The 13,950-nt window shown below is 49.3% G+C and carries 7 protein-coding genes; 6 read left to right on the forward strand and 1 reads right to left on the reverse strand.

The features are described from left to right. Positions 1-2: 2 nt before the first annotated feature. The 6 genes from NT073_RS29445 to opgC all read left to right on the forward strand — a co-directional run bounded on the left by NT073_RS29445 (position 3) and on the right by opgC (position 9,981). Complete coding sequence (locus NT073_RS29445; protein WP_297381300.1) at positions 3-1,460, forward strand: contractile injection system tape measure protein; 1,458 nt, start codon at positions 3-5, stop codon at positions 1,458-1,460. 27 nt (positions 1,461-1,487) lie between these two features. After that, complete coding sequence (locus NT073_RS29450; protein ID WP_297381302.1) at positions 1,488-4,829, forward strand: DUF4157 domain-containing protein; 3,342 nt, start codon at positions 1,488-1,490, stop codon at positions 4,827-4,829. A gap of 35 nt (positions 4,830-4,864) precedes the next feature. Further along, positions 4,865-5,443 (forward strand): GAD-like domain-containing protein, encoded by a 579-nt coding sequence (locus NT073_RS29455; protein WP_297381305.1) that lies wholly within the window; start codon positions 4,865-4,867, stop codon positions 5,441-5,443. 16 nt (positions 5,444-5,459) lie between these two features. Beyond that, a complete protein-coding gene (locus tag NT073_RS29460) occupies positions 5,460-6,791 on the forward strand; it encodes an ATP-binding protein (protein WP_297381308.1) in 1,332 nt (443 codons plus the stop codon). A 758-nt stretch (positions 6,792-7,549) separates the two neighbouring features. Continuing rightward, a complete protein-coding gene (locus tag NT073_RS29465) occupies positions 7,550-8,221 on the forward strand; it encodes a glycoside hydrolase family 16 protein (RefSeq protein WP_297381311.1) in 672 nt (223 codons plus the stop codon). Positions 8,222-8,793: 572 nt separating this feature from the next. Continuing rightward, positions 8,794-9,981, forward strand: coding sequence for an OpgC domain-containing protein (gene opgC / locus NT073_RS29470; protein WP_297381314.1), 1,188 nt, complete (start codon positions 8,794-8,796; stop codon positions 9,979-9,981). On the opposite strand, the gene NT073_RS29475 is transcribed toward opgC, so the two are convergent. After that, complete coding sequence (locus NT073_RS29475; protein ID WP_297381317.1) at positions 9,962-13,498, reverse strand: PAS domain S-box protein; 3,537 nt, start codon at positions 13,496-13,498, stop codon at positions 9,962-9,964. The genes opgC and NT073_RS29475 overlap by 20 nt on opposite strands. Between the last annotated feature and the right edge of the window lie 452 nt (positions 13,499-13,950).

Consider the following 13,950-nt stretch of genomic DNA (forward strand, 5'->3'; position numbering starts at 1 on the left):
TCATGACCCACATCATCCGGCAACAGTACCTGTACGTCGACCTCAACGGCACCGAATCCGATGGCATGGCCCTCCAGCGCCAGCTCTCGGATGTCTGTCAAAACTGGTTGATTCCCGCCATTGAGCGAGTGCTGGACCGCTGTGCGCCGTCGGATGGGCACCTGATTATTGACCGGCTGGATATTGATGCTGGTGTGCTGAACCTCGACCGGCTGGAACAGGACATAACCCTGCTGGTCGAACAGGCGCTGGAGCAGGCACTTCGGCAACAAACTCCGACGTCCGAACAGGCACCAGCGAAGCCGGTGGGCGCTGTGACCCGAAAAACGAACCAGCAAACGGTTTTTGACGCGTTTATTCATTTTCTAAAAACCGGCACCCTACCCTGGTCCTTCCGGCTCCCGACCGATAAAACGCTGGAACAGGCCCTGCTGGATGCCTGGGAAACCGAACTGGAATCGGCCATGGAGCAGCGTCGGCAAAATCAGGCTCTCCGGTCGATTTTGAGCGCAGTCCCCGTTCGCCAGCGGCTTACCCGGCAGTTTTCGACTGCTTTCCGAACCCGGCTGCTGAGCCGTATAAATCCAGTGGCCGAAGCAACGGTAACGACGCTCTTAAGCGTACTGAATTACGTATATCCCCGGCCCGAATCTGTGGCCCTTTTTGAGCGTGGGCTCTGGGAAACGGCCTTTGCCCATACCGCAACCAATACCGCCATTTCCGGGCGGCAACTCGTTCGGGAAGCCTGGCAGGCCCTGCCCAATCCAATGCCATCATCGGACGAACTGGCGCATGGACTGGAGCAATACTGGCCGGGCGTAACGCAGACCATTCCGGCAGAAAACAAATCGGCGGAACAGGAAACGACCGGACAACCAACCGACCATCCGGCCACTAATCAGGAAACAGACTTACCACAGAGATTGACAGATAACACCAGACTGTCACAGCCGTTCGACACGAACGAGGGCCTCTATATCGACAATGCCGGCCTGATCTTGCTGCATCCTTTTCTGGCGCAGTTTTTCGGGGCACTGGGCGTTGCCGCCGATGGGCAGTTGACGCAACCCGAACGGGCTTTATGCCTCCTGCATTTTCTGGCCACCGGCCAAGCCGTTGCGCCGGAGCATGAACTGCTGTTCCCGAAACTGTTGTGCAACGTACCGTTCGAAACACCCGTTGAGGCCGACGTGACCCTAACACCCAACGAACTGGAGGAAGCCGATGGACTTCTCGAAGCCGTTGTCCATCATTGGGAAGCCTTACGAAATACGTCGCCCGATGCCCTGAGGGGCACTTTTCTGATCCGCCCCGGCAAGCTCACTCTCCGCCCGGATGGCGACTGGTTACTACAGGTCGAGTCGCAGCCGTACGATATTTTACTGGATCAGTTGCCCTGGGGAATAGCGATGGTAAAACTGCCCTGGATGGACCGGCTGCTTCGGGTAGAGTGGCGTTGACTTATCGGCTAAACGTATGATGTACTCATGAAAGCGAGTTCAGACAAATCGACCACCACCACGCCATCGCCTGCTACGCAGACGAGCAGCCAGCCTTTTTTTGCCAAAGCAGGTGGTGGCGATTTTTCTGAGCCCACCCGGCAAACGCCAGCGCCCGCCGTTCAGATGAAACTGACGGTGAATAAACCCGGCGACTCGTTTGAACAGGAAGCCGACAAAACAGCCGATAAAGTAATGCGGATGCCCGCACCCATGTCAGCACCCGCCATCACCGGGAAGGACGAGAAACTTCAACGACAAACCGACGACAAACTACAGAAAAAAGAAGACGATAAGCTTCAGAAAGCCGCCCTTCCCGAAGAGAAAATACAAAAGGCCGAACTGAAGGACGATAAAATCCAGAAGGCACCGGCTCAGGAAGAAAAACTTCAGAAGAAAGAGAGCACACAGGCAGGGAAGACAACCGGCGACGGTACGCCAGCCGTTACCAGCGACACCCAGTCGGCCATTCAGAGCCAAACCTCCGGTGGGCAACCCCTGTCCAACGATGTACGAACGTTTATGGAGCCTCGTTTTGGTGCCGATTTCAGCAACGTCCGTATCCATACCAATGCCGAATCGGCGGGGCTGAGCAACCACCTTAGTGCGCGGGCCTTTACCTACCAGAATCACATTTTTTTCTCCCGCGACCAGTACCAGCCCGGCACCAGCGAGGGCAAACAGTTGCTGGCCCACGAGCTAACCCATACCGTACAACAGGGCCATGCCGTGCAGCGCAGTCCGCAGGTAGCCACAACCGCTACGCCCCCACCCGTACAGCGGCTGGGCATGCAGGATGCGCTGGATTACTTCGCCGATAAAGCGTATAACATTCCCGGATTCAGGATGCTGACTATTGTGCTGGGTTTCAACCCCATCAACAGGCAGTCTACCGACCGGAGCGCAGCCAATATTCTGCGGGCACTGATTGAACTGGTACCGGGTGGTCACCTTATTACACAGGCCCTCGACAACCACGGCGTATTTGCCAAAGCGGGGGCCTGGATCGAGCAGAAGCTGGCTACCCTGGGCGACATCGGCAGTGAGATCATCTCCGGGCTAAGGAGTTTCATCAACTCGCTGAGCTGGTCGGACATTTTTGATCTTGGCGGGGTTTGGGAGCGGGCCAAACGCATCTTCACCGACCCCATCGGGCGGCTCATTTCTTTTGCGGGCAGTGTGGTTTCCGAAATCCTCAAAATGGTTAAAGACGCCATTTTGAAACCGCTGGCGGCTTTGGCGGAGGGAACGCGCGGCTACGACCTGCTCAAAGCCCTGCTCGGCGTAGACCCTATCACGGGCGAAGCTGTTCCGCGCACGGCCGACACCCTCATTGGCGGGTTCATGAAACTGATCGGGCAGGAGGAAATCTGGGAAAACATCAAGAAGGGCAATGCCGTGGCCCGCGCCTGGGCGTGGTTCCAGGGCGCACTGGGCGGCTTGCTGAATTTTGCCCGGACCATTCCCCGCCGAATTATCGACACACTCACGTCCCTTACCTTTCAGGACATCCTTTCCGTGGCCGGGGCATTCACCAAAATTGTCGGCTCGTTTGCCAGCATTGCGGGTGAGTTTTTCAGCTGGGCGCTCAATCAGGTCATCAGTCTGCTGGAAATCCTTTTCTCGGTAGTGGCACCCGGCGTAATGCCTTATATCGCCAAGGCGCGGGCAGCCTTTCAGACGATTCTGAAAAACCCCATTGGCTTCGTCAACAACCTGGTGCGGGCGGGCAAAATGGGCTTCCAACTTTTTGCGAGTAACATTGGCAAGCACCTTAAAACGGCCCTCATCAAATGGATTACCGGGCCACTGGGCGAAGCGGGCGTTTACATTCCCCAATCGTTCAACTTGATCGAGATCGTTAAACTGGTGCTGTCGGTGCTGGGACTGACCTGGCAGAACATCCGGAGCAAGCTGGTCAAGATTATTCCCGAACCCGTGCTGGTGGTGCTCGAAAAAACGGCGGGTGTACTGGTCACCCTCGTAAAAGATGGCCCGGCAGCGGCCTGGGAGCAGATCAAGACCGAGCTGACGGAACTGAAAGACCAGATGATTTCGCAGGTTACGCAGATGATCACCACAGAGGTCGTGAAAGCCGCCGTGGCAAAACTGGTGAGCATGATCAACCCGGCGGGGGCCGTCATTCAGGCGATTCTGGCGATTTACAACACCGTTACGTTCTTCATCCAGAAGATAAACCAGATTGCTGCCGTGGTGGCATCGTTCATCGACTCCATTTCGGCCATAGCGTCCGGTCAGGTAGAGGGGGCGGCCAAGAAAGTAGAAGACACCATGGCCAGCACGCTCACCGTCATCATCGCCTTTCTGGCCAAGTTCGCCGGCCTGGGGAATATTCCGGAGAAGCTGGTTGGGATTGTGAAGAAGATCCGGCAGCCAATCGACAAAGGGCTGGATAAGATCGTGGCCTGGCTGGGCAATATGCTGAAAAAGCTGGGGGGAGCTTTGTCCTCTTTCTTTTCACCGCAATCCTTTAAAGTAGAAGACGAAGATCACAAGCTCTACCCTGATAATTCTGGTGAACCAATGGTTGCCAGCTCAAATCCAAAACGACTTGAGGCAGCCTTAAAAGAGTTGGGAGCCGATCCGGGATTAGCCAAAGATTTAGGAAAAGCCAACAAAAAACTGAAAGACGCTACCAATCCGACTCAGAAAGCCGCGGCAGAGAAAGAAGTGAATGGTTTAGTATCCAAAGCGGTGGCTTTGCTTGTCCAGCTCAAGTATGGAAAGGGGACAAAGGAGACAATGGAGAAAACAAGCGTAAGTTTTACGCCACCGGCTAAAAGCAATCCCACTTCCATTGCCGAGTTTAAGCGGCAAATTGGCATGCAGCACCAGGAGCTGAACAAGACAGAAGTAGGAAAATGGCAACAGAACCGAGCTCGGTTTATAGGGTTTGGTAGAGACAAAAAATCAGACACGAAAGAAACCCGGTCAGAGTCAGTCATAGACCTACTGAAGGTAGAAGGAGATAAAGCTATTGCCGAACTGCAAAACCTGAAGATTATTTCAGCCAGGGATGCCCAACGCTTAAAAACGGCGATCACGGTAAAGAATGAGAAGCAGATGAAAAACATCGTCAGTAGAATCATGGGACTTTACAGCAGTAATAAATTGGCCGTACTTCATACAGTAGACCAGGTAGCGGGCGGAAGCGCCGACATTTACGGCGACGAGAAAAGCATTTTTGGCCAAAGCGATATCAACTCTTCGATAGGCTCACAATGGGCGCAAAAAATTGACGTAGTAGATAAGGCAGCGAAGAATGTTAAACCAACTGCGTTAGTCAATGTTGACTTAACTCCAAGATAACTGAACGCTGATAACGACTAGTTTTTACACAATATATGGTCAACTACGACGAATTTTTAGAAGAGCACATTCCCAAAAGGCAATTTGGTTACTTTTCCGATTCGGAACTTCAGGGAATGACAGAGAAGCTACCGGATGAAATCGTTCAATTTCTGACCAGCGAAGGTATATGCTCTTACAGTAATAATTTTTTGTGGACAACCAGCCCTGGTCATTTTAATGGCGTACTGGCACAGTGGGGCCTCAACGAATCAACGTGTATTCCATTTTTGCGAACTGCTTTTGGCGCCTTTATCTACTATAATCGTCGCAATAAAAAAATCTATCTACTCGACCCTCTATTAGGGCGAATGATGGATTTAGCGGAAGACCTTGACGATTTACTGAATATGATGTTAATGCTCGATACAATTTTGGAAAACGGCTTTTTCATCAACCAGTTTAAACATCTTAGCGTTGATGTGCAGACGTTACAACCGGATGAAATCGTGGCCTTGTTTCCTGCTCTACCACTGGGAGGAAGCTTCGAAACGTCAAAAGAGGAGGTAGTAAAAATGAAGGAGCATCTGATTTTACTCGCTCAACTTTCTGGTGGCAAAGCCCGGCGAGTGTAGGCTCTCGCCCATTTTTATGACAGATATGACCAACGCCGATAACCTCACTACTGCTCTGGCTTACCTTCGGGCCGTAATCGTAAGCCGACTGAAGGTGCATTCGGGCCAGGTCGAGACCGAGGACGTTAGCGGTACGGCTTATTATAAGGACGACTCGCCCTTTTCGGCGTTTATCGACCAGCACCAGCCGGGCTTCGACGAATACATTCTGCTGCTGCTGGCACTGGCTCCGCATGTTCATCCCCATTTTTTCAATCACATCATTGCCGAACACTACCCCGAAGGTGGCGACCTGCCCGAGTTTGGGGGCGTAAAGGGCCAGAATCACCGGGGAATTTTACCTACCGGCGAAACGGCCCAGTTTATTCTGGCGGGTAGCGACCTTGCCAAACGGCTTGCCATCCAGCGGCTGCTGAGCAACGATCCCAACTTTGTCTGGAAACAGCTGCTTCGGGTCGACAGCGTACCGGCAGGCGAACCGTTTATGAGTGGCCAACTGCTCCTCGACGCTGATGTTGTTGAACTGCTGACCACCGGCATCAGCAGTCGGCCGCAGTTCAGTATGGAGTTTCCGGCCGAGTACATCGAAACCGATATGGACTGGAACGACCTGGTGCTGCACCCAACCACGCTGCGGCAGATTCAGGAAATTGGACACTGGATTACTCATACCGATACCGTACAACATACGTGGGGTATGAAAAAGAAAATCAAGCCCGGCTACCGCGCCCTGTTCTATGGCCCGCCCGGCACCGGCAAAACCCTGACGGTTACACTGCTTGGAAAGCAAACGGGTAAGGAGGTCTTTCGGATCGACCTGTCGCGGGTGGTGTCCAAGTACATTGGCGAGACCGAGAAAAACCTGTCGCGGCTGTTTGATAAGGCGGAGCACAAAAACTGGATTCTATTCTTCGACGAGGCCGATGCCCTGTTTGGCAAACGAACCGACATCCGCGATGCCCACGACAAATACGCCAATCAGGAGGTGGCTTACCTACTCCAGCGTATCGAAAGTTATAACGGCCTGGTTATTTTGGCCACCAACCAGCGGGGCAACATCGACGATGCCTTTATCCGGCGTTTTCAAACCATTGTCTACTTCCCCATTCCCCGCACCGAAGAGCGGCAGGCCATCTGGGAGCGAACGTTCCCGGCTCAGATGCCGATTGCCGATGATATCGACTGGCACCAGGTAGCCAGCCGGTACGAACTCACCGGGGCCAGTATCATAAACGTGGCCCACTACTGCGCCATTGAATTGTTGGCCGATCAATCTCCCAAGCTTAGCCGAAAGCAACTGGAACACGCCATCATGCGGGAGTACGCCAAAGAAGGCAAAGTCATATAGCCTCACATCAACGTGCACAACCGCTGCACGAAAAAATTTTGTTTATTTTTTATTGAACCGATTTCTTTTATCGAACGGCCCAAAAGGTACCGTTCAACTCGGTTATTGTATTTATTGAAGGAATAATTAAACAAGCTGGCTCTTACACAGCCATTACATCATCGTTTTTGCTTCGGTAAATTATTCAATATCAATACGTTAATACGCAAGGAGGGACAGCAGCCCAAATAACATATTTTTTTCATATGTAATTTATCAAATATATATCAAAACTCTAGACTTAGGCTTCTATAGCGTCATACAATAAGAATAACGCGAACATGATGTTAATCATCCGTTTAATAAATTTTAGTCTTAGTTTATAAAATGTAAAATTCATTTATTTAACCCGAGTTTACTATCTAATATGATCTAATATGAAATTTTTACCTTTCCAAAATTGTGTACCTACACTAGCGTCATGCGCACTTTCCACCTTATTACTTACCGGATGTGCTACAAATTCTGAGTCAATAAGACCCGAACCAGTATCTATCGGCTCGTCAGCTAATGCTCGTAAAGCGGCTGTAGCCACTGTCGATAATACAGTCTCTGTAACGAGTATATGCGGGTACGATTACACAGCCGCTACTGAATCAAGTCTGACAGCTGCCGGCTGGAGAAAAACCTTCGAAGACAACTTTAATGTAAGCCCCACTAATCCGGCGAATACAAACTGGAATGTATGGGTTGGAGGGTCTTTCAATACGGAGTTACAGATGTACACAGCTAGCCCCACCAACCTGACTGTTACCCAGGACCCCGATAATGCAGCCAACAGCATGTTACTTATTAAAGCGGTAAAGGAACAGGTAACAGGTCCTAAATACCGTCAGGATGTCGATGCAACCCCTAAAAACTTCGACTTTACATCGGCCCGCATTGAGTCGAAACCCATGTTTACGCCTAATGGCCCGAATGGTCAGGTACGGATGGTAGCGCGCATAAAGCTGCCGAGTGGCTATGGTATGTGGCCTGCTTTCTGGTCCTATGGCGACAACTGGCCGACTAACGGGGAGATCGACATTCTCGAAGCACGCGGCAATGAGCCTAACAAATACCAGACAAACTATTTGTACGGCACTCAAAGTGACCAGAATCTGGCCGGAAACGTGGGCACCTTCCTGACGACGTCAACCAGCCTGACAGACTGCTGGCACGTTTATGAACTTATCTGGACCAGAAAGGCACTTACATTCATGCTCGATGGCCAGGTGATTGACACCAAAACCGGAGGTTACGTGTCTAATCTTGTTGGAAAGCTCGAAAAACTTACGTTAAATCAGGCTGTAGGTGGCGACTTCTTTTATGCGCCAACAGCCAGCCAGATTCCCCTCAACGCTGGTGAAGGCATTATGCAAGTGGATTGGGTAAGAGTATACGTTAAGTAAGCCATCTAAGAACTGATGCTGGCAGGTAAATCCATATCTGGTATCTGTTTTATGCGATAAACTGCCTGTCAATCCTAATACTTCATATGGTGCTTATTTGTTGGGAGCCCTACGTTCATCTACACTACGGCTCCCAACAAATAAGCACTATATGAAGTCAATATTTTTTCATATTTTATACTATACCATCTAATAAATACAGCTTAATTTATATTCATTCTTTACTAGACATAAACAATTTATTTTAGCGTTAGCTAATCTTTTTATATTAATTTTGCAGAACGTACAAAACGCTACACATAGCTTTTCGTATAAGCTAATACCTGACCTATTTTAGTAACCGGAATACAGATATTTCCTTTAGCCAATCTATATAAATAGCATAACAACGTCAACGTTAACTGGTTTGTTGCCTGAGCTAAAAGGCAGCATTCGACTTGAAAAATAGAACAGCGGTCCATTACCTGGCTCTCGCAGTTTTCCTCTTTTCTTCTCTGTCTAATTTTAGCTGGTATTCCAGCATTTTATTAATTTATTTTATTTACTGCGCCGTAACGAACAGTTAAACTAGTATGGAACGAAATAACCAGATCGATTTTTTTAGAGGGTTTTTATTGATATTAATAACGATTAACCACTTCGTATCAGAAACTAATATTATTATTCGTCTCACCAGAGAATCAATTGGTTGGGTAGAGGGCGCATCCGGATTTGTGTATCTGTCCGGGTTTACGGTTGGGCTGGTGTATACGAACAAATTTATTAAAAAAGGAGGAAACGAAATCCGCAGCGCGGCCATAAAGCGGTCGTGGCTTATTTACAAATTTCACATCGGTGTTTTTTTTGTTACTCTACTAGCTGTACTGACACTGGGTTTTGTGCGTGCTCACTGGGCGCCCTATTACGGTACCATGCTGGCAAACCCCATTGCAGCGTCTATACTAGCACTATTTTTTCTCTACCAGCCACAAAACATGGATATCTTACCCATGTATGCTGTGTTTTTACTGTTTGTGCCCTGGATTATTGTTCATCTGCAAAAGCATCCTAAAGGTTATTTTGTCGTACTGCTGATATCATCGATTGTTTACCTAATCGGAACGTTTGAACTGCTCTTAATTAACCATTACCGATATAGCTGGAGCAGATGGGTTGATCCGGGCTATTTTAACATGCTTTCCTGGCAGATTATATTTGTTGTAGGGATTATTTTAGGAAACCTGGCGTACAAGAAAAAACTGGGTGATCTACTCGATAAACCCTACATTGTATGGGCTGCGCTAGTTGTTGCAGTTTCCCTTTTTCTGATTAAAAATTTAGTGGCGCTTCACCTGATCGAAATTACAGATTATGATATAAACTTCTGGAGCGCAAAAAAATATCTCCGTCCACTGCGGTTAATTAACGTTGCCGCTGTCTTTATTTTGATTCGCTGGCTGATGGTAAAAAAACCTACCTGGTTTCAATATAAGCCCGTCGCTTATCTTGGCAAAAACTCGCTGGAAGTTTTTGCCTTCCATATTATTCTGGTTTTACTTTTTTCGTCGTTCAACGCTCATCTTACCAGTCTCAGCGCGTACCGTGTGTTTGGTAGTTATTATTTTTATCCGTTGGAAACTTTATTGACCTGTACCGTAGTGGCTGCGCTTTATCTGGCACCTACTTTATGGAATATCACGACACGTTACTATCAGGCAGTAAAAACAATGGCTTCTAAACAAATGAATAAGCTAATCCAGCCTAGGCATACGGAAGTGTAATGGTAAACGTAGTACCTGCTCCTTCTTTACTCGTTACACCGATCTGACCTTGCATCAGGCTTATGTACTCCTGACAAATGGCCAGTCCAAGACCGCTCCCCTGGTAATTAGCAGCATTGCTAGCCCTGAAAAATTTATCAAATAAGTGAGGCAGGTCTTTTTTGGGTATACCAATGCCCTGATCGCTCACGGCAATTTTCACATCCGTCTGCTCATAAGTAATCGTCAGGCTTACGCTTTTCGTGGAGAACTTGATGGCATTCATCAGTAAATTGGTCAGGATATGGTTCATCAACTTTTTATCCACCAGTAGTGCTACGTCCTTTCCGATGACCTGAAAATCGATCTGCCGCTTATCTTTGGAATCGGCAGAGGTAGAAACAACCAGAAATTTACAGAGTGCCGCCAGATCGGTGCTGGCTAACTGAACGTCTATTTTTCCCTGTTCTATTTTGCTCAGCGTCAGTGTATCGCCAATCAACTCATTCAGCGAAGCTACTTTTGTAAGAATGGCCGTGAGGTGTTTGTTAATGATTGGCAATACCGGCCTTATATCTTCCCGGGCCATGTAATGCTTTACCAGTTCGGTGCTGGAACTGATGGCCATCAGGGGCGTCCTGAACTCATGAGAGGCCGTTGTAATAAACTGCGATTTAAGCGTATTTAAGGTTCGTTCGTTTTGCAGTGAAGTTTTCAGAATTTGTTCTTTTTCAATGGCTGTCGTAATATCAGTGGCAACACCAATACGACGGATAAGCACACCGGCCTCGTTGGTAACCCCAAACACCCTGGCGTTTAACCAGCGAAGGCTGCCATCCCGGTGTCGCGCCCGGAAGGTCAGTTCGCTACCTGAAACAGAGTCCTGGAATATCGTTTGAATAAGACTTCGATCTTCTTCGACAATGCGTGGTAGAAATAACGAAGACTTCCGATAAATTTCCGGAGAGGACACACCGGTAAACTTCTCAAAAGCTGGATTTACATACAGAAACCGGGGCTTCTTACTGTCGAGTATACAAAAGACTTCATCGACGTTTTCGGCAATCTCACGAAAACGCTGTTCGCTTTCCTGAATCGCTTCTTCAGCCATTTTTCGCTCCGTGATATCCGTCAATGTTCCGCTTATGCCCATCCGCATATGAACGTCATTCAGTAATACCTGGGCATTTACGTCGACCCAGCGATAGCCGCCCCCTTTACGGATGTAGCGAATGGTATGCCTAACGCCCATTCGCTGGCCGGCCTTGATCTCTTCATACATCTGCCGGGTTTCGGCATAGTCTTCGGGTAGAATCGAATCCAGGAAATACCCTCCCAGCGATTCTTCGACCGAAAAGCCAGTAACGACCTCCCAGGCGGGGTTCAGGTAAACCCATTTTCCTTCGGCATCGGTTTGAAAGACAACTGTATCCAGGTGATCCACGAGCGAACGATACCGTTGTTCACTGGCCCGGAGGTTTTCTTCGTCCAGCTTCCGGCGCGTCACGTCCCAGGCGACACCAATGAGCCTGATCGCCTTCCCTGAAGAATCGCGGACAATACGTCCATTGGTTTCCAGATACCGCACCGCACCGTTTGGGCAAACGATCCGGTATACATTAGTAACCGTGTCTTCTTTCCCAACGTGTTCCGCCTGAGCTTTTGCCATCAGAGCAGGCAAATCGTCGGGATGAACGAACGATAAAAAGTCGGCAAAGGTTAATGGACGCACGGGCAACGATAACCCGTGCAACTCCCAAAGACGCTCATCCCAAATTACTTGTCCGTTGATCAAGTCATTTTCCCAGATACCCTGCCCGGCCGCCTTAGTGGCTAACTGAAGCCGTTCGTGGAGCTGGTAGAGCTGATCTTCGGCAGCCTGCCGGTCTGTAATATCCCGAGCCGAGCCATACACCAATCCATCAACCCCAAGGGCACTCCACTCAACAATCCGATACGTGCCGTCTTTACAACGCCACTTGTTAATACGATTACGAACCGGCTGCTGCTGACTCTTTTTCAGTACTTCTGTGGACACCTTTGCCTGTTCGGTGGGATGAATCAGCTGCAGAAAGGGAATCGTTCTCAACTCACCGGCCGAATAGCCCATCACGTCCTGAAACGCGCGGTTAACCTCCAGCAGAAAACCCTTACGGTCGGCAATACAGTGCATATCCAGCGCACCGGCAAAAAACGTATCCAGTATCTGATTTTTCTGGCGCAACTTGGCTTCGGCCAGTTTCAGGGCCGAGATATCTGTAGCGATACCCATGTATCCCAGAACCGAGCCGTCCTCGTTCTTCAACTGGCTAACCGTCAGCAGAACCGGTGCCAGACGACCGTTTCGGGTTGCCAGCAAACATTCCTGCTGTACATAGCCGCATTCTTCCTCTGTCGGCTGGGCAAAAAAGTTGTACACTTCCTCAGAATCATACGGGCAAAATGTAATCACTGGCAACGAACTGTGGGTACTTTCAGACTTCAGGCGGGCAACCTTACCAATAAGCTCACTGGCCGAAAGACCCAGTAGCGTTTCTGTGGCCTGATTGACCGTTTGCACAATACCATCGGAATTGGTCGAAATAATGGCCTGCCCTGCATGCTTGAGAATGGCATTTTGCAGTGTAGACAGCTGCCGGACCTGTTTGGTGCGCTCGGCCATACCTATTTCAAGCTGGCTGTTCTTTTTACTCAGCAGGGCTTTAGCCTCCATCAGGGGCGAAATATCCATGACGGTAAACAGTACGTTTTCACCTACCCGAATGATCGCAAACTCACCCCATAAAGAAAGACCATCGTGCTGCACCTGCTTTTGGTAGTGCAATGACTGGCCGGTTTGCGCTACATTGGCCAATCGATCGAATAGGCCGGCGCTGGTAGCTGAAGGGTGTAACGCTTTAAATCGCTGACCGGCCAGCTGAATGGTGCTATAGCCGATAAGAGCCGCATGGGCTGGATTAGTCCATAAGTAGCTAAAATCTGTTAGGCATCCGCTTTGCCAGATAGGCCGTAGAAGGGCCAGTCCAACGGGTGTATTCGAGACAATGGCTTCTAATAACTGGTTGGTAGCATCCAGCGAAGAGTCCTGTTTCGATAAACTGCAAGAACCGGCCTGGGCAAAATAATCGGTACGCTGCTCAGTGGTCTGCCCAGCGGACACAAGCTCGGATTCAGCACCAACCGACATAGCATCGGCCGGGAGATCAGCCAGCAGTTCAACCAGGTATCCGCCATCCATCGGCGTAATGAGCAGTTGACCCACTTTATCGGTTGCCGGTTGATAAGTAAGTCGACAAACGGTACCCTGTTCCAGCAACGACCACAGCCGATCGAGCACAGCCCCGGCCGAGGGGGCGATCCAGTCGGATAAGCAGGTTCCTGCCAGGTAATCGGATGGTGTTGCCGGTGCGGCCATCCGACGCTGTAAATCAACCAGTTTGCCATGTTCATTGTATACGGGCGCAAAGAAGAACAAGTTACGCGGAGCAGACGTGGGGGCAAGGCCGGTTATGTGTACAGTCTGAAAAGGAAGGTTCATAAAAAAGTAAAGTCAGCTCAACCAGCCGTTAACACTGTTTTTCACTCATTTATCCCAGTGCCAACCGAAACTGCTTAGTACTTAGCCGCCATCAGGATTTTAAGTAGGCTATACCACGTCAGCTAAAAAAAGGCCGCTCGCCCGTAGCGAATCAACGCTGGCAGTAGACATTACTGGCTTGATTGATCGGGATGTAAATGCAGGAAATCAGCAGCCGGTTGTTTATTGCTGAGCTCTGGAAACAAACCGCTTTGCTTTCTCCGGGACCCTATGAATCGAATATACCTGAGTATTATATATTACATTAATTTCGAGAACTTCCGACCCGATTAGTTAAGTAAAATCAATATTATTAAATCTGTAGTTAAATAAATTAAACCAAATATAATTCAAAGTAAATTTATACGTTTACCAAACCGGACTTTTTTTAAGCGTTGCGCTGTCTTTTTCGT

The sequence above is a fragment of the Spirosoma sp. genome, from assembly GCF_026391055.1.
Taxonomy (GTDB): domain Bacteria; phylum Bacteroidota; class Bacteroidia; order Cytophagales; family Spirosomataceae; genus Spirosoma.